Source organism: Pseudobutyrivibrio ruminis (genome assembly GCF_015057245.1).
Taxonomy (GTDB): Bacteria; Bacillota; Clostridia; order Lachnospirales; family Lachnospiraceae; genus Pseudobutyrivibrio; species Pseudobutyrivibrio ruminis_E.
This window is the reverse complement of the sequence record NZ_SVET01000023.1, coordinates 12,813-29,982: the sequence shown is the minus strand read 5'-3', so window position 1 is coordinate 29,982 and position 17,170 is coordinate 12,813. Positions and strand designations below refer to the sequence as shown.

General features: G+C 40.5%; 15 protein-coding genes. All 15 read right to left on the bottom strand.

The genetic code is table 11. The features are described 5' to 3' along the window. Window positions 1-71 precede the first annotated feature (71 nt). The 15 genes from secA to E7274_RS13290 all read right to left on the bottom strand — a co-directional run bounded on the left by secA (window position 72) and on the right by E7274_RS13290 (window position 17,105). On the bottom strand, window positions 72-2,639 hold the full coding sequence (gene secA / locus E7274_RS13360; RefSeq protein WP_304176575.1) for a preprotein translocase subunit SecA: 2,568 nt from the start codon (window positions 2,637-2,639) through the stop codon (window positions 72-74). Window positions 2,640-2,735: 96 nt separating this feature from the next. Next, window positions 2,736-3,866, bottom strand: a complete 1,131-nt coding sequence (locus E7274_RS13355; protein ID WP_304176573.1) for a DUF6382 domain-containing protein — start codon at window positions 3,864-3,866, stop codon at window positions 2,736-2,738. Between the two features lie 5 nt (window positions 3,867-3,871). After that, window positions 3,872-4,078 (bottom strand): hypothetical protein, encoded by a 207-nt coding sequence (locus E7274_RS13350; RefSeq protein WP_304176571.1) that lies wholly within the window; start codon window positions 4,076-4,078, stop codon window positions 3,872-3,874. Further along, window positions 4,075-4,509: a prepilin peptidase gene (locus tag E7274_RS13345; RefSeq protein ID WP_304176569.1), complete on the bottom strand. Its 435-nt coding sequence runs from the start codon at window positions 4,507-4,509 to the stop codon at window positions 4,075-4,077. Before E7274_RS13345 ends, E7274_RS13350 begins: the two co-directional genes overlap by 4 nt. A 4-nt stretch (window positions 4,510-4,513) precedes the next feature. After that, complete coding sequence (locus E7274_RS13340) at window positions 4,514-5,365, bottom strand: TadE/TadG family type IV pilus assembly protein (protein WP_304176567.1); 852 nt, start codon at window positions 5,363-5,365, stop codon at window positions 4,514-4,516. A gap of 154 nt (window positions 5,366-5,519) precedes the next feature. Continuing rightward, window positions 5,520-7,007, bottom strand: a complete 1,488-nt coding sequence (locus E7274_RS13335) for a DUF5702 domain-containing protein (protein ID WP_304176565.1) — start codon at window positions 7,005-7,007, stop codon at window positions 5,520-5,522. Beyond that, window positions 7,007-7,192, bottom strand: coding sequence for a Flp1 family type IVb pilin (locus tag E7274_RS13330; RefSeq protein ID WP_081828553.1), 186 nt, complete (start codon window positions 7,190-7,192; stop codon window positions 7,007-7,009). The genes E7274_RS13335 and E7274_RS13330 overlap by 1 nt, the downstream gene beginning before the upstream one ends. A gap of 13 nt (window positions 7,193-7,205) precedes the next feature. Continuing rightward, a complete protein-coding gene (locus tag E7274_RS13325) occupies window positions 7,206-8,432 on the bottom strand; it encodes a type II secretion system F family protein (protein ID WP_304176564.1) in 1,227 nt (408 codons plus the stop codon). 19 nt (window positions 8,433-8,451) lie between these two features. Continuing rightward, window positions 8,452-9,231, bottom strand: coding sequence for a type II secretion system F family protein (locus E7274_RS13320; protein ID WP_304176562.1), 780 nt, complete (start codon window positions 9,229-9,231; stop codon window positions 8,452-8,454). After that, window positions 9,168-10,394, bottom strand: coding sequence for a CpaF family protein (locus tag E7274_RS13315; RefSeq protein ID WP_304176560.1), 1,227 nt, complete (start codon window positions 10,392-10,394; stop codon window positions 9,168-9,170). The genes E7274_RS13320 and E7274_RS13315 overlap by 64 nt, the downstream gene beginning before the upstream one ends. Continuing rightward, the gene (locus tag E7274_RS13310; RefSeq protein ID WP_304176558.1) at window positions 10,372-11,370 is read right to left on the bottom strand and encodes a hypothetical protein; all 999 of its coding nucleotides are present in this window, start codon (window positions 11,368-11,370) and stop codon (window positions 10,372-10,374) included. The genes E7274_RS13315 and E7274_RS13310 overlap by 23 nt, the downstream gene beginning before the upstream one ends. 26 nt (window positions 11,371-11,396) lie before the next feature. Continuing rightward, the gene (locus tag E7274_RS13305; RefSeq protein WP_304176595.1) at window positions 11,397-11,822 is read right to left on the bottom strand and encodes a prepilin peptidase; all 426 of its coding nucleotides are present in this window, start codon (window positions 11,820-11,822) and stop codon (window positions 11,397-11,399) included. A 159-nt stretch (window positions 11,823-11,981) separates the two neighbouring features. Beyond that, window positions 11,982-12,458: a flagellar export chaperone FliS gene (locus E7274_RS13300; protein ID WP_304176556.1), complete on the bottom strand. Its 477-nt coding sequence runs from the start codon at window positions 12,456-12,458 to the stop codon at window positions 11,982-11,984. Between the two features lie 44 nt (window positions 12,459-12,502). Beyond that, a complete protein-coding gene (locus tag E7274_RS13295; protein ID WP_304176555.1) occupies window positions 12,503-13,930 on the bottom strand; it encodes a flagellin N-terminal helical domain-containing protein in 1,428 nt (475 codons plus the stop codon). A 217-nt stretch (window positions 13,931-14,147) separates the two neighbouring features. Beyond that, window positions 14,148-17,105: a DUF6240 domain-containing protein gene (locus E7274_RS13290; protein WP_304176553.1), complete on the bottom strand. Its 2,958-nt coding sequence runs from the start codon at window positions 17,103-17,105 to the stop codon at window positions 14,148-14,150. Window positions 17,106-17,170 lie beyond the last annotated feature (65 nt).

Below are 17,170 nucleotides of genomic sequence, written 5' to 3'. Positions count from 1 at the left end.
ACGCCCATTTAAATGCGCTCCGCGCGGGGCGTGTCGTAGCATTAAAAAATCAAAATCAAGTTTTGATTTTATTAATGCCTTCCGCAACACTGCTTATACTTTAATCCTGATCCACATGGACATGGATCGTTAGGGAAGATTTTCTTTTCCTTACGAACCTTTGGTCCTGAAGATGCTGTGTCGTCTTTGTTTGTACCAGTAACCTTAGCTACTTCCTCACGCTCAACCTTCTTTTCAATACGGATTCTGTAAAGCATTGTAAGTGTATCATTGATGATTGCAGCGTTCATTGCATCAAGCATATCGTAGCTGGCTGCCTTATATTCATCAACTGGATTACGGTTACCATAAGCCTGAAGACGGATACCCTGACGAAGCTGTTCCATATCATCAAGCTCTTCCATCCACTTGCGGTCGATAACTCTAAGAAGAATAACGCGCTCAACCTCACGGAACTGCTCTGGCTGCTCGAATTCCTTTTCCTTTTTATCGTACATATCAAGTGCGATTTCTGTAAGCTTTTCTTTGAGCTGCTTCTTTTCCTTGATGTTACCAAGTGAAAGCTTTGTCATTACAGGAACTGGAATGACTGGGCAAAGGAGGTGGTTAAGCTCCTGAAGCTCCCAAAGGTCTGTCTCAACATCATCTGGAATAGTCTTTTCGATACATTCGTCAACCTTGTCCTTAATCATGCCGATGATCTGCTCATGCATATCCTCGCCCATAAGTACGCGACGACGCTGCTTATAAATAAGCTCTCTCTGCTCATTCATTACCTGATCATAATCAAGCAAGTTCTTACGAGCTGAGAAGTTGTTTTCCTCAATCTTCTTCTGAGCCTTTTCGATGGCATCAGAAAGCATCTTGTGCTTAATCTGCTCACCCTCTGGAACACCAAGAGAGTTGAACATTGTGATGAGACGATCTGAACCGAAGAGTCTCATAAGGTCATCCTCAAGTGAGATGAAGAACTGTGATTCACCAACGTCTCCCTGACGACCTGAACGTCCACGGAGCTGGTTATCAATACGTCGAGATTCATGACGCTCAGTACCGATGATCTTAAGACCACCTGCTGCACGTGCTTCCTCATCAAGCTTAATATCTGTACCACGACCAGCCATGTTTGTAGCGATTGTAACTGCGCCGTGCTTACCAGCCTCTGCTACGATTTCAGCTTCCTTCTCATGATACTTTGCATTTAATACATTGTGCTCGATTCCTTCGCGACGAAGCATCTTTGAAACGAGCTCTGAAATATCAATATCGATAGTACCAACAAGTACTGGCTGTCCCTTTTCGTGAGCCTTTTTAACTTCCTCAACAACTGCCTTGTACTTTTCAGCCTTTGTCTTGTAAACAGCATCATCATGATCGATACGCTGTACTGGACGGTTTGTAGGAACCTCTACAACGTCCATGCCGTAGATATCACGGAACTCCTGCTCCTCTGTAAGAGCAGTACCTGTCATACCTGCCTTTTTATCATACTTATTGAAGAAGCTCTGGAATGTGATGCTTGCAAGAGTCATAGACTCGCGCTTAACCTCTACACGCTCCTTTGCTTCGATAGCCTGATGTAAACCATCTGAATAACGACGACCTGGCATGATACGGCCTGTGAATGAATCAACGATCATAACCTGACCATCTGAAACAACGTAATCCTGATCCTTAAACATAAGGTTGTGAGCACGAAGTGCAAGGATGATGTTGTGCTGGATTTCGAGGTTCTCTGGGTCTGCAAGGTTCTCGATGTGGAAGAACTGCTCAACCTTTGCAACACCCTGTGCTGTAAGGTTAACTACCTTGTCCTTTTCATCTACGATGAAGTCACCAGTTTCGTTGCGCTCAACGCCCATGATGGCATCCATCTTTGAGAACTCAGGAAGATCCTCGCCTCGCTGAAGCTGGCGAGCAAGAACATCGCAAAGCTCATAAAGCTTTGTAGACTTTCCTGACTGACCGGAAATGATAAGTGGTGTACGTGCCTCATCAATAAGAACTGAGTCAACCTCATCGATGATACAGTAGTGAAGACCACGCTGAACCAAATCCTTTTCATATACACACATGTTGTCACGAAGATAATCGAAACCGAGCTCGTTGTTTGTGATGTATGTGATATCACAATTGTAAGCTGCCTGACGCTCTTCCTTTGACATGTCGTTTAATACAACACCAACTGTAAGGCCGAGGAAACGATGAACCTCACCCATCCACTCAGCATCACGCTTTGCAAGGTAATCGTTTACAGTAACGATGTGAACGCCCTTACCTTCAAGTGCATTAAGGTATGCTGGAAGTGTTGAAACAAGAGTCTTACCTTCACCAGTACGCATCTCTGCGATACGACCCTGATGCAAAATAACACCACCGATGAGCTGCACTCTAAAGTGCTCCATACCAAGTGCACGCTTACCAGCTTCACGAACTGTAGCGTATGCCTCTGGAAGAAGGTCATCAAGTGTCTCGCCGTTAGCAAGTCTCTCCTTGTATTCTATTGTCTTATGGCGAAGCTCTTCATCAGTAAGAGCCCCCATAGCTTCTCTATATGATTCAATTTTATCTACGATTGGATTGATGCGCCTTAACTCGCGCTGTGAGTGTGTTCCAAACACCTTATCGATAATACTCATTTCGTTAACTCTCCTAACTAGGGAAAATCCCACAAACTTTTATTATTTTACCAAAAATAAAGGGAGTTAACAACAAAAGTTGGCACTTTACACCAATTACATAAACACGTAGGATTCTGATGCAAATTGGATTATATCCATAGGTTTTAATTTGTAGGGAATACGGTAAGACAATATATTTCCGTTTAACAACGTTCCATTTAAACTGTTGTTGTCTACAAGGAAGAAATCGTCTCCTTCCTTAGTAATTTTCCCATGATTTCCACTGACTGTACGAGCCTTTAAAATGGCATCATTATTCTTCGATGAACCAATCCTGAAAATATCCTTGTTTATGATGAAGTCATCCTCGTTATTATTGCCATCGTATACAAGCTTCCCAACAGCCTTGGCTTCAGTTAATAGAACTGTTTTTTCTTCCAGCTCATAATCTGGCTCAACAAGGAAATCCTCTGTATATATATCCTCTTCATCTTTTACAGTTTTTCTCTTTGAAATAATATCTTTTGTGGCTGACAAAAGCTTCTCGACAAAGGAATATTTTGGCTCATCTTCCTCATAGTAATTTGTCAGGTAATCCATATCAGGGTCCTCCTCTAAGGTGACCTTTTCTACATATATCTCTGGTCTTTCGATTTCTGGCTCCTGCACATATTCATCGTTATCCTGATATGATTCTTTGTATTCTCTATCTTGAAGGCAATCAATTATTTCCTCCAAAGTGTAATCATCCTTAAGGCACAAATCATATGCCATGTATAATTGCTTTGCTGATTCCCTGTCAGCCTGAGATGCCTTTGAAAGAAAGAATTCCATCAGCTGTCTAAACTGTTCCTGAACTGACCCAAACTCCCCAGGATAATAGCAAAGGCTAAGCTTATAATTCTCATTGGATTTTTCCAAAAACACTGATTCTTTGCTGAGCCAAATATGCTGCTCATCAATAAGGTATTTCCCTACTTCATCGAGGGCCAGCTGCAAATTGATAATGATTCGTTCCAACATTTCTATTGTTATATCGTGGGCATCGATAAAGTCTTCCAGATTTTCTTTTCTACTAATCGTATAACTACGCTTTTCTTTTCCATCCAATGCAAAGCTGCTCATAGTTAACAATGAAGATATATGGTTGGCGTTAATCATTTTGTTTTCATAATCAATGCTTTTCCCATTACCATCTATCACCATGAAGCTATCATTGTGCTTTCGTTCATAACTTATTTCCATATACTCTACTCCTTTATAGCATGATATATTCCTACAAGCCCTTCCTTTAATCTAAATAGGTTTACAGCGTCAAAGTTTCCTTCTTTGTATTTCACATACTCCAAGGTGATTTGAAATAATTCGTAGGCGACACCAATAGCCATGCCAAATAATATAAAACAAAAACTGATTATGAATGCAGCCTCCACAGTGTAGCTTCCCTTCAGCTTCATAAAACAATTCCTCCTAAAACATGGATTAAATACATGATTATATAGGCTATTAAAAGGAAGGGAACAAATGGTATTTCCATTTTAGGATTATCGTATTTACGTATTAAAACCAATCCTGTAACTGCTGCTATTAGCGAACTGAGCCATAGCAATACTGCTGTATCTATGAAGCCTAAATACAGGCCTGTCACCGTAATAATATAGGCATCTCCCATTCCGATTTTCTCTTTTGAAATGTAACTAAACAGAATTGTCAAAAGACCTATTCCAACTCCACCTAACACGCTAAGTAACGAATGAGGTCTGTAAATTATATTTATAGCTATTCCTAATATTCCAAATACTATTATTTCTATTACTCGCACCTGCTTCGTTTTCAAATCATCCATAGCTGTTAATCCATACAAACAAGCCAAACCAATTGTTTCCATTCTCTTACTCCTCATCATGGGCTTCCCCTGCAGAGCATTTACTACAAGGGGCCATAGTATCCTTTACTTCCTCGTAAAGAACCTTCTTTATGTTGTGTTTTATTTCAGTGCAATTTACATCATTATGGTATGACGTTCCATAATCAGTAATGTACAAAAAGCCATTGCCATCTTTGTTTTTGCATCTGTGACATTCATAATAAATCCCGCCACTTTTATTTCTTTTATCCTTAACCTCTGCCTTTGGCACCCTGTGAACCGATGGATTAAGGTAGGTGCAAAAATAGTTCACATGATAAACTGCCCCATGTTCTGTTACGTACACATAACGACCATCGGACTCGTATTCTGCCTTGTCATACCCCACCCATTTTCTGGTTCTGGCCCGCTGATCAACATCAAATGATAAATCGCCCAGCAAGCCTACAGGAAATGTCATGGTGTAGCTGACCTTTAAATCTATGTAGTTGCCTTCCGCTTCACTTTCTAAAAAGTTTAGTCCCAAAGCTCCACCGTCTATGAACTCTAATGGCACCTTGTTTTTTACTACTTCTACGCCGGCCACCGCTATAGTTCCTGCTATTAGACCGCCCTCTGATAATTCTCCACTGACAGAAGGATCCTGTTCATTAGGATTTACATCCTCATTGGACTCCCCTGTATTAGCAACATTTCCAAGAGTTACTGCCATGGTTCTGCTGGCAAAATCTATGGACTGTTGAATGCCAGACTGTACCTGCAGCACCCTAAAAATAAACATTCCAAACACCATCAAAGATATGAAAAGTGGCATTATTATGGCCGCTTCAATGGTGTAACTAGCTTTCTTAAAGGAGGCATAAAAAGGTATCTCCATATCTTCTCTTTTGCAGTTAAGAAACACGGGCATATTACCTTTCTTTAAACTTTTTATATAAACAATCATTTTTAAAACCAGTGCAAATGGTTTTATTAGGGAAACAGAATTGATATAAGACTGAGACACCTTTTTACACCTCCTTTCGCTAGAATTAATAAGAAATATATTTATGTTTACTCAAGCTGTATTCGCCTACGGTATTGCTGCTATCTAAGAGTGACATGAACATTTCATCAGCGGCATATGTTATGGTTACATCTGCTGCAAATGCCATATTATCTACCTTTACATCCTTGTAATCCTCAGTGGCATTCAATGCATTTTCCATTACATCGCAGGCTCTCATAGCCAGAGTATTGTTGCTATTTAAGGTAAGAAATCCTATGAGATAGTCTTTATAGCTAATTCCTGTCTCACTTGATTTCGCTTTGCAATTTACATCCAAGAAATTTGAAAGATGCCACACATCTGATGTCCACTGATCCAGATTTTTAATCAACGGCACCTTACCTCCTGATATCAGAAGACGAACATCCAGCGTGCTTTCGATGTATGCCCACGCTGCTATCACTGCATACTTTACTGCTTCGATTATTGCCGGATTCATGGTGAACCCAGCCAAAATATCTGCTACAGCCTGAGCCTGTGCAACCATAGATGGATGATCCATGATGGTAGAAAAGTTTGCTGCTTCTCTAATGAGCATGATTTCTTCTAGCACGGTAGCCAATGACTGCACGTCTGACTCTTTTCCTGCTATTAGATATTCAACCTCGTATTTCATTCCATCATGTTTTAAATCTCTACCGTAATAGCTGTAGCTTGTCAGCAGATAATCTACAAACAATGCCTTATCAACTAACACATTGCCATTGGTTATCTCCATATTTCCTGTATTTAACGTTCTGTGTGATGGCGTGGCACTTAAATCGATTTGTACATCTGATAATTTCTCCGGATCTGCTACTGTAGACAAAAAACCTTTTTGGATCGATTCTTTCATCACACTAAAGGCATCCAACGGATTATCCTCCACCTCTTCTGGCTCAGGGTAATCTGATGGATTTGTATCTGGATTATCGTCTGTAGCCGCCGCTTGCTTTTTCTCTTGTAAAGCCACCTTCTCATTATCCAAGGCAGCTTTTCCATCTGATGCTTGCTGCTCCACAGAGACCTTTTCTACTCCGTTTATACTTTCTGCTTTCTGCTGCACTCCAGTGATTATCTGCTCAGCCAGGCCATCTTTTGCAGCCTTTACGCCAAGCATTACCACTCCTGCTCCTTTACTATCTGTAAGCAACGAATAATTGGAAGCACTACATGATTCTGGTATGAGTCTGGCGTAATTGCTGCCATATTCCATATTTGCGTTGTATGTACAATACTCTAGTATCTTTTGCTCCAATGCGGCTGGCCCAACATTTCCACTTCCATATCCCAAATCGATAGCCAAGATTCTATAATTTGACCAGAGATATGGATTGTATTCTGAGAAACCACTTTCCACTGCCATGTCTGTGTATTCCTGACTAAAATCCTGTAATTCGTATATACGAATACACTCGCCCATGGTGAAAATCAGGGTCATCACTGAAACCATTATCAGAGCAAAAAATACCGTTAACGAACCCTTTTTCACTATACCTTCTTAGCCTGCTCGTTGATTGTTTTGAAGATGCTCTCAACTAATGAATTGAGCTGTTCCTTAAAAATAAGCACGATTCCGATTAAAACAACCAAAATCAAAATCATCTCTACTGTTCCAATTCCATCTTCTTCTGTAAGAAAATCTTTTATCTTTTGTTTAAGCATTAAATAATACATTCTTTACCTCTTTCTATATATTCATTTGCATAATTGCCGGCACTACCAAAATTACTATTACTATAAAAAGCATGCCTGCCATTGGTATTAAAAGCTTTGTTGAAGCTTCTTCTCCTGCTTTTATTGCTCTTTGCTTTCGCATTTCAAAAGCATATTTCTCTTCTTTTTCTAAACAACTTATTAGGTCTGCAAAGCCTTTCCTCAGATTCTGTGCAAGGAGCATAGCAAGCTTTCTATACTCCTTGCTTTCGCTATTCATTCCCAGGTCTTCGAGAGCTGCTACCTCCCCTAGACCGTCACACATCTTGCGATAAGTGACAGATATATCTTCATAGCCAGGACGAAGTAATCCCGCTTTCTTTTTCTGGTTATATCTAGCAATAATTCGCTCCAATGCCTTTCTTAAGCTCATACCAGCGCCCATCAGAATTGACAGCTCACTGACTATCATTGGATAATCTTTTTCCTTCTCAGCTATTTCTAATTGCTTTGCTTTTTTCTCATCCTTCTTTTTCCCAAGCTGAATTCCCAGCACTGTGACAATTCCAAGGATTATTACCTGTAATCCTCTGTAATCCATCTTTTTCTTCCAGGAAAGCTTCATATCTTCCACTTCCGTTGGAAGGACCATTTTATCTTTATCACGTGTTGTGGAATCTATATTTTTTACAGCTTTCTCGATGGCTTCCACCTGGCCATCAAGTGTATTGATGCTTTTATGACATACAAATACCGAGAAGCTATAAAGCTCCGTCGTCTCCTCATAACTCAGCTGAGCTACCAGATTTACAACTTCACCCTCCTCAGGGATTTCTGCCGTTCTTAGCTTTCCATCGCTTGAAATCAACCCGAACTTATCAAAAGTCCAATATGCATCTATCATTCCGTCGCAATAGCTTGATTTCAGGTTTAAGTCATAGCAAACCTCATTGGCAGATTTATTCTTCCCTAAATATGTCGCTTCTATTTCTTCTATAGCCTCATTTATCTTTGAGGATATCTCTTTATCCGAAAGACTTTTGTCGGATACCTCCACCGACAATTCTTTATTCTGATCTAAAAAATTTAGCTCTAAATCTTCTGTTGTATTCCCTGTGCCTGCTGCACTTCTTTTTATAGTTCCATCAAAGTTTATTCTTGTTTCCAAATAGTCATGAATTAGTAAGCCTATCCCAAGAGCCACACACACAACTACTATTTCAATCAATTGCTTTGAGGTTAAATCATGATTCTTTTGCAAGACACCCACCTCCCTATTTTTAGACCTTAATATCGATAATCTTTTTACCTAACATAATCAAAAATCCATACGCGATTAGACATACTGTCATTATAAATACACCTGCTAGATTTCCATAAAGTGGCGCTACAAATCCCTTTGAAGTAAGTGTGATATACGCAAGAATTCCTATTGGCATAACACACATTACCTTTAGCTCCAGTCGCTTTTCTGTGGTGATTGTTTCTATATCCTGTTTGACTGCCAGATTGTCTTCTATCTTCATGGCAGTCTCCCTGATATTCTTTCCATAATCTCCACCACTTCGCTTCGCAAATGCGATAATCTCTGCTAGACTCATGGCCTCTTCCAAACCTACTGATGATGCAAATTCCATAAAGGCCTTTTCCAGCTGCACATTCATAGAGATTTTCTGATTCATCACATGAGCATACGGCAGCAAAACAGAATCGTCTGGATATAGTCTTTTTAGCTCGTTCTCTGCCTGCTTTATTCCTCGTTCCAGGGAATAACCTGTCTGAAGTCCTTGTACTATCAAAATCATGAATTCCTTAAACTCAACAAGCATTCTCGCCTTTCTTCTTTCCACTCGCTCCACTCTATTAAGATGAATCCAAAAAGGCACTACACCTACACCAATCACTAGTCCCATGAAGGATTTATAAAACAGATATGCGATTACACAAGTCAGCCCTATCCCTTGAAGCAGAGGCATGAAATCATCCTTTGTCAGCCTTAAATCTGCATTCCATTTGCTTTTAGCTTGTCTTGGTTTACCAGGCTTCCTACCTTTTCCCATTGGCCCACTATCCTTCCATTTACTTCTTCTATCTCCTTGAATCTATAAAGTGGATTCAACTGAATTTCATTGTCCTCAAGCCCTAACACTTCTGTGATTTCAAGCAGCTTTCTGCTTTTATCTCGGAGCCTTCCAAGCTGAACAATGATATCGATTCCAGATGCAATCTGCTGCCTAATAGCAGGCAACGGAATCTCCGCCCCCATCAACACCATAGTCTCCAATCGTGACAACATATCCTTGCAGGAATTGCTATGACCAGTTGAACAACTTCCGTCGTGACCGGTGTTGAAGGCTTGAAGCATTTCAAGGGCTTCTGCTCCTCTGCACTCACCAACAATGATTCTGTCCGGGCGCATTCTAAGAGAGGATTTGAGCAAATCTCTGATGGTAATCTCATTCTTACCTTCCAGGTTTGCATTTCGCGCCTCTAGACGTACCAGGTTGTCTACATTTTTCAGCTGAAGCTCTGCCGAATCCTCTATAGTAATTACTCTTTCATCACTAGGTATGAATTCACCTAGAGCATTCAAAAATGATGTCTTACCGCTGCCTGTTCCACCTGACACAAATATGTTGTATCCGCTTGCCACCAGCTTCCGTAGAAGTTCCACTTGCTCTTCAGAAATAGAGCCAAAGGATTTCAATCTTTCCATGTTCATTTGCTCTTTTGGAAACTTTCGAATTGATAAAATACTGTAATCTACAGCCGCAGGTTTCAACACGATATTCACTCGCGATCCATCCGAAAGTCTGGTGTCTACGATTGGGTTTGACTCGTTAACAATCTTGTTACTTTGAGCTACGATATTTTGAATAATGTCATTCAATTTCTCCTCGGAAGAGAATTTTTCACTGCAATGAACCACTCGGCCCTTCTTTTCTATGAAGATATTCTCCGGGCCATTAATCATTATTTCTGTAATCTCTTCGTCGTTTAGCAAGTCCTCCAGAACATCCAATTTTCGTAGCGAATTAAAGACATGATTTTCAATCTTTTTCCTATCTGCCAGCGAGATTGGTCTATTCTTTCCCTTTTCGATTATGCTATTTTTAATTAAAGTTAATATTTCTTCATCAGACACATCCATCGATAAATCAAGTGCATTCATTACCTCCTGACGTATCTCTTTTTCTAAATCATCTGTAACATTCAATTGCATTTTTGACCTTCGTACTAATTAGCTTTTTTACAAATACTCCTAAATTGCCCTGCATCAGCTCCTGAATCTGGTATGTACCATCTGTCAGATTTCCTGCAGACATAGGAAGAATTACACTCTCCCTATCTACTTCTGCATTTATTCGCTCAAGATATTCCATAAATGCTTCCTGGCCCTTTTTGAAGTAATCTCCCGGTTTTCCCAAAACATAAAGGTGCTCAAATCTTTGGAGGATTGAAATAAATCCGTTTATTGTTCTTCCAAATAAAACTACAATCACGTCATAATCTGATTTGGCAAGAACATCAAACAGCAAATTCCATGTTTCTGCCTCAATCTCACCAAGCTCATTTGGATTTCTAAATGGCTGAATAAAATCAAATCCCATAAAGTTTCTTACATATGTAGTTATGTCAAAATCACTTGCGCTTGTATTGATTTCATATAGAAGATCCAGAAGATTTCTTTCCATTTCACTGCCGATTAAATCTGGCATGATAGATATCTCTTCTAAATCTAAGAACAGAACTTTCCCACCTGTTCTGTATCCCTGACCCAGCGCCATTGAAAATGGCAGCTGCAATTCATGATCAACAGGAGAATACACTCCTATAAACTTTGAATTTCCATTAGACTTTTTTATACTAGCGCCTACACCTTTTTGTTTTCGTAACTCAGTTATTTCTCCCAAGACGTTGTCGATAGATTGGTATTTATATATGTAATCCTCATCTTCAACATCCGATTCTTCACATAAGAAGTATTTGCGTTTTACTTCTCCCTTAGGTCTAAACTCCGAAACTTCTTTGAAATCCTCAGACATAATCGCTACATCGTAGCAACCCTCATCGGAAAAGAAGCTCTCTGTTGTTGTAAAAATATGAATGCTGGCATCCACATTAGACATAAGATATGAAGCAAACTTTAATATGTAATCTTCACAGCAATCACATAAAGCAACTTCCAAATTTCTCATGGTAACTCCTCCATTATTTCTCTTGTTCATTTATACTGCAGTAAAAAAAACGCAGCCGTTATATAAAAAGAATAATGAAGCTTTCTTCTTATTAATCGCCCTTCATATATACTCACAATGACAATCGCGATCCCAGCAAGAATCACAGAAGTGATCATCGTATTTACGGTAATGTATGCACCCACCAGTGTTGCCATTACAGAAAACAATTTGATGTCACCAGCGCCAAGCTGTTTACCAAAAATATACAGCAGCGATAAACATGCTATTGGCCACATTGCTTTCATAAGGAAGTATGCAATTCCTATCCATCCATAGCTCAACAGGTTCACATAAATTCCTGCTAAGTAACCCAGGATGATTAGTTGATTTGGAATCCTGTACGACCTGGCATCAAACAGCGATGCCGACGTCAAAATGCTCCAGATCAAAAACGTACTCGTCTTTTTCACCTCCTGTCGACGCAACAGTATGCTCCGGATCCAGAAATAATTCCATAGCGTTTGACACTATGAAATTCGCTTGTATATTTTTCACAAACATTTTCTTTATACAAAAACACAAAAAATGAGACCCTAGCGAACTAGAGTCTCATTTATTATTTACTACTGTTATGCCCAAAATCCTCTTCTTGCCTGGTTACCCATAACACTTTCATTTAAAGAATTTTTTCCATAAGTTATTCCTGCCATAATATGTTGTGTATTTTGCATAATCGGTGCGGACGTATCTTCCTTTGCCAACTGGTCAAAAGCATCTCCTAACTCATCCATCACCTTTTTTGCTTCTAATAATCCGTCAGCGTTTGCCTTGTATATGGACTTGGATACATTTCGCTGTACATAATCGTAAAGCGCGTACAGATTTCCACTTACCTTGTATTCAAAATTTAAATCTTTCTGGAGGTGATTTACAACTTCTGCGCACTTTTTAAGTGCTGCAATTGCTTCTGTCACTTGGCCAGCTTCAAAATTGTCCAGCGCATCTGTTTCATATTCTTCATATATATCATAAAGAATTGAAATCAATCCACATCCATTGCTGGAAGCTATTTTCAAGGTAAAAGCTGAAATCTTATCTCTGTTCATTTATTTCACTCCTATAAAAAGCAAACTCGACTTTTAGTGTCACCTTATTGTAGCAACTGTAATGCAAGTTGTGGTAACTCATTTGCCTGCGCAAGTGCAGATGTACCTGCCTGCTCCAATACGTTGAGCTTTGTATACTCAACCATTGTTGTTGCCATATCAGCATCCTCTACACGAGAGATAGCTGATGTCATGTTCTCTTCTGTTGTATCAAGAGATTTTGTTGTATGCTCAAGTCGGTTCTCATATGCACCAAGCTGAGATCTGACTGAAGTCACATAATTGAGAGCTGTGTCGAGAGAATCAAGTGCATCCTCTGGACCATTTACTCTTGTTACACTAAGGTCATCAATGTACATGAACTCTGTTGTAACTGCTGCAATTCTTACTTCCATGTTCTGGTTCTTATTTGCACCAACATGAAGTGTCATTGAGCCGATGTCTGTAACGTTAAATTCTATTTTTCCACCTGTCACTGTATCTGTTGTAGCATCAAATCCCGCTTCTGCAAGGAAAGATAATTCGAATCCATCTACATCTGTAACAGTAATGTGATTTCCATCATATCCTGTAGTTGCCTGTGGGCCAAACATTGATGGTGATGTCTTGTCCAATTCAACAACAGCATCAACACCTACATTCTGGATAATTGCACCTTCAGTAATCTGGTCCTCAGGGAATCCTAATGCTACCGCAAATTCCTTTGAAGAAAATTCGATTTCCAAATCTGCCTTTGCACCATATTTCAACGAATAGATTGCAATGTTCTCATCTGGGTCAGAGATTGTAGCACTACCTTTTTCACAAGCATCTCGCATAGCTTCGTATACCGCTTCACGAGACATTCCTTCTGTAAATTCAACGCCGTATCCGTTAATATTCATTGTTCCAGCCATTGAAAGTGCTGTAGCTGTTGCATTTCCAAGCAACGGATTAACGCCACCTGCTGTTCCACGAGTTGCAGCTGATGTTATAGTCAATGTATATAATCCTGCTGGAACTGTGTTTGATGTCTGCATACGAGTTGCATGCTCAGCATAAGTTCTATTATCAAGTGAACCATTTAATAGGTTGATTGTGTTGAACTCTGTTGTTTCTGCTACTCTATCAATTTCCTCTAAAAGAGAATCAATTTCTTTTTGAATTGTCTCACGCTCTGAATCTGAGTTTGTGCCATTTGCAGCCTGAACCGAAAGCTCTCTCATTCGCTGAATCATATCTGTTACTTCATTAAGAGCACCTTCAGCTGTTTGAAGTACTGAAATTCCATCGCTACTGTTTGTTGAAGCTTTACCTAATCCATCAATCTGTGCCTGCATTTTGCCCGCAATAGCAATACCAGATGGATCATCTGATGCATGATTAATGCTAAAGCCTGAACTTAACTTTTCCATTACATCTGCAAGGGAACTTTCTGTACCAAGAAGTTGGTTGTTGGTAATCACCGCTGACATGTTATTGTTAATTCTCATAGTTGCCTCCTAATTAGCCGTAAATAAAGCAAGTCTAGCATCCGTGCGGTGTATTTGAAATTGTTAGGTCTTCCATGTCCTTACACATTTAATATCGGACGTGCCCCCTTAAACTTAACCCAATATATGCAACTTTTCAGCTATAAAAAATGCAAGACCTTGTATTTCAAGGCCTTGCATTCTATAGTTTCTCACTATTCATTTTTTATGGTTTCTTTTAAAACAATTCTGCAATTACATTTATGTAGCCACGGGCGATGCTGTAGAGGGCCTGGGTCTGGATTTCGGACTGGCTAGCTTCGCCGGAAGCGCCAGCTGTTGCTAGTCCCTCATAATTTCCCTGCTCCATATTATAGATGTCAGCTGCACTGAGTCCGAAGGACTGTGTGAAGCTGAAGCTAAAAGCAAAGCCTGTTTCTTCCTGCATGATTTGTGCAATCATAGGGGCCTGGCTTGCAAACATTTCTCGCATTTGAGCAGTTTCGCATTCTACTGATGCGCTGACTGAGCCTGCTTCGTAGCGGAATGATGTTGAGATTGTGCCAGTTGTCTGAAGGTGGAGGGCCATCTGAATAAGACCTGATTCACCGTCGCCACGTACGATTTTCAGATTCATATTTCCGGCTTCGTCGGCCACCATAATAGGGATGTGATATGTTTCCCCTGTGCGAGCCATTTCTGACATAACCTTTGTCTGCTGCACAACAAGCTTCATGCCATCCATATCTACAGTGCGGACATCCTCCGTTTCAATCATGGTCTTCATGACATTTTCAGCCAATGTTCCCAGCGCTTCCTGGGCCTCTGCCATTTCCTCTGGTGTATGGCAAGCCTCAGCAAAACGCGAGTATGCCAATTCAATAATGTCATCCACATCCATGCTTTCAAGGGCTCCAAAAGTAGTGGCTGCTCTGCCAGTAGATTTAGAGAATAAATCCTTGAATACCTGGCCATTGTTTTCAACCATTGCCTCCACTGCTGCAATCATGTTTGCAGAATGAGGTAAGTTGTATTCATCTAATATAGAAGATACTTTTGCATCCTCTGCAATAGTTGTCTTTAGCTGTTCTGTTACGTAATTGTTGTAGGCAGCTTCAGCCTGCTCGTCAGAAGTATCTTCCATGGCAGTTGCAAACTGGTCTACATTCATTTCCATGATTTGCTCTTCGCCGAAGACATGCATCTTTGCAGGAGTCATAGCTTCCTTAGCGTCGCGACAGCGGTTTGTGAGGAAGACTTTCTCAATCTGTTCTGTAATAGAAAGATCCTTCACAACCATCTCGTCCAGCTGACCAAACTTGTCGTCTATTTCATACTCTTTGCCTGTGTGCTTACTTGAGCGAACAGCAGTCATAAGGTTTCGCAAAGTTACCTCAGTGCCCTGACTTATCAACGCACCAATGGCTGCACCATCAGACTTTTCCACTTGATGAAGAAGTCTGTACACACCTACGTATGCGTCTCTCTCTGATTCAGAGATTTCTGCATTGTGCTCTGCCTTCCAAAGGAACTTCGAAAAGCTTTCTTCATCAGAGGTGCTACCCATTTCAGCCTTAATGCTTTCTGCTTTTGCCTTAAGACTTTCCATGGTCATATCAAGAGGATTCTCTCCTCGCTTAATCATTTCTGCAACAACAGCTGGTGTCATGCTCTTGAATGTGCGAGCCACCATTTCTGTAGAAGCCTTCATTGTAGTAACCGACTCTGCTGTAATTTCCATTTTGTTGTAAGCAAGAACTCGTACTGCCTTCTGACTGGCTTCTGTTGCCTCGATGTCAAGGTCTGCCAATATGTCGTCCACATTCTGGAATGCCTTGTTCATGCTGTCACCAAGGTCAGCTCTAACCTCTGTTCCAACAGATTCATAGGTCATTTCCATGCGAGAGTATTCTGCTGTAACCGACACGCTGACTTCGTGCACGTAAGAGAATGTCTCTGCATTGATATTTGAAAATCTTCCAAGCATGGCGGCTGGTGCAGACTGGATGTCTGCCATCTCGTTCATTACCTGCTTGAACAGATTTACATTTGCATTTGTTGCTTCGTTCTTTTCTGCCTTCATAAGAATCTGAAGGAGATTTGTTTCCTGTAATTTCAGCTTATCAAGGAGATCAGACAGGTCACTTGTATTAACCGTTATGCCATTTTTCATCATTGTAAATGTGGCCTCAACCGTCATTGTGAGCTGGATTTCTGTAAGCTGGCGCTGAGCAGTAATAGATGAAAGTGAGCTTGCATCCATTCCCATGACTTCTTCAAAAGTTTTCTTGGCCTGGTCCATAAGAGAGTAGCCAGGGATAAGATATGCATCTGTTGGCTCTTTGCCCTCTGCTACAATATCGTCTATCGCATTTACGATATTTTCTTCCGATGGCTTTTCGTACTCGCCAAGCTCAACCATGTACTCAAGATGCTCCTTTGTGATTGGAACATCTTGCTTGAGCATGGTTGCCACAGTATCTTTCAATTCCTGTGGTGTCATTGGTTTCTGCGCAGACTCGGTTAATTCACCTTCGACTTGTTCGATAAGTGAATCTAGTTTATCTCCTAAATCTTCAAGAAGACTGATTATGTCTTCGTCGGTTGGCTCTGCTGTGCCCTTTGGGCCTGTTGGCGCCGAATATGTAGCGTTGTAGATATTGGTGATGGTTGGCTCAAGCTCATTCTTTACAAGATATGCCTGAGCTTCCACTGGCAAAGTATCAGATAGGCCACGAGTCATTTCAACTGCCTGTGCCACTGAGCCGGTCATTGCCTGAATCTCATCCTGATCAAGGCCTCCCATTTTGCTGATGTCTTTTCCAGCTTTCGCAAGATTCATTTTGATTTCATCCACGACTGTGACAAGAGCCTCTGGCTCCATGTCCATTGGATTGTGTCCGTCCTCGCGAGCTTTTGCTGTGGCTTCTTCGTCCCAGCCGCGCTCGATATTTTTCACCTTATCAACTATAGACATGCCAAGAGCTGATGCCTCATTTACCTCCTTGGTAAAATCTTCATCAGTCATTTTTCCTTTATTATCATAAAATGCGTTGTCTACTGAAAGTGTTCTTAATTCTGTATTAAAATTTGCTTTGTTATCGTCCTTGATACCGCTGGTGCCTACGCCAAATCCCTGGTCTGAAGCACCTTCTGTTTTGATGTAATCCGTTACCTTGAGTCCTTCAATTTGCATATAGTTCCTCCGCGGTAATTTTTCTTACATTCTTTATTTCGGATGAGTTGTAAAAAAAATTAATG

What these genes read in the sequence shown, in the direction of transcription:
- E7274_RS13310 (WP_304176558.1), bottom strand. Translation starts at nt 11,370, where the DNA reads ATGAGAAATTTGGAAGTTGCTTTATGTGATTGCTGTGAAGATTACATA.
- E7274_RS13355 (WP_304176573.1), bottom strand. Translation starts at nt 3,866, where the DNA reads ATGGAAATAAGTTATGAACGAAAGCACAATGATAGCTTCATGGTGATA.
- E7274_RS13300 (WP_304176556.1), bottom strand. Translation starts at nt 12,458, where the DNA reads ATGAACAGAGATAAGATTTCAGCTTTTACCTTGAAAATAGCTTCCAGC.
- E7274_RS13320 (WP_304176562.1), bottom strand. Translation starts at nt 9,231, where the DNA reads ATGGGAAAAGGTAGGAAGCCTGGTAAACCAAGACAAGCTAAAAGCAAA.
- E7274_RS13295 (WP_304176555.1), bottom strand. Translation starts at nt 13,930, where the DNA reads ATGAGAATTAACAATAACATGTCAGCGGTGATTACCAACAACCAACTT.
- secA (WP_304176575.1), bottom strand. Translation starts at nt 2,639, where the DNA reads ATGAGTATTATCGATAAGGTGTTTGGAACACACTCACAGCGCGAGTTA.
- E7274_RS13345 (WP_304176569.1), bottom strand. Translation starts at nt 4,509, where the DNA reads ATGGAAACAATTGGTTTGGCTTGTTTGTATGGATTAACAGCTATGGAT.
- E7274_RS13340 (WP_304176567.1), bottom strand. Translation starts at nt 5,365, where the DNA reads ATGGAGATACCTTTTTATGCCTCCTTTAAGAAAGCTAGTTACACCATT.
- E7274_RS13315 (WP_304176560.1), bottom strand. Translation starts at nt 10,394, where the DNA reads ATGCAATTGAATGTTACAGATGATTTAGAAAAAGAGATACGTCAGGAG.
- E7274_RS13290 (WP_304176553.1), bottom strand. Translation starts at nt 17,105, where the DNA reads ATGCAAATTGAAGGACTCAAGGTAACGGATTACATCAAAACAGAAGGT.
- E7274_RS13350 (WP_304176571.1), bottom strand. Translation starts at nt 4,078, where the DNA reads ATGAAGCTGAAGGGAAGCTACACTGTGGAGGCTGCATTCATAATCAGT.
- E7274_RS13330 (WP_081828553.1), bottom strand. Translation starts at nt 7,192, where the DNA reads ATGTATTATTTAATGCTTAAACAAAAGATAAAAGATTTTCTTACAGAA.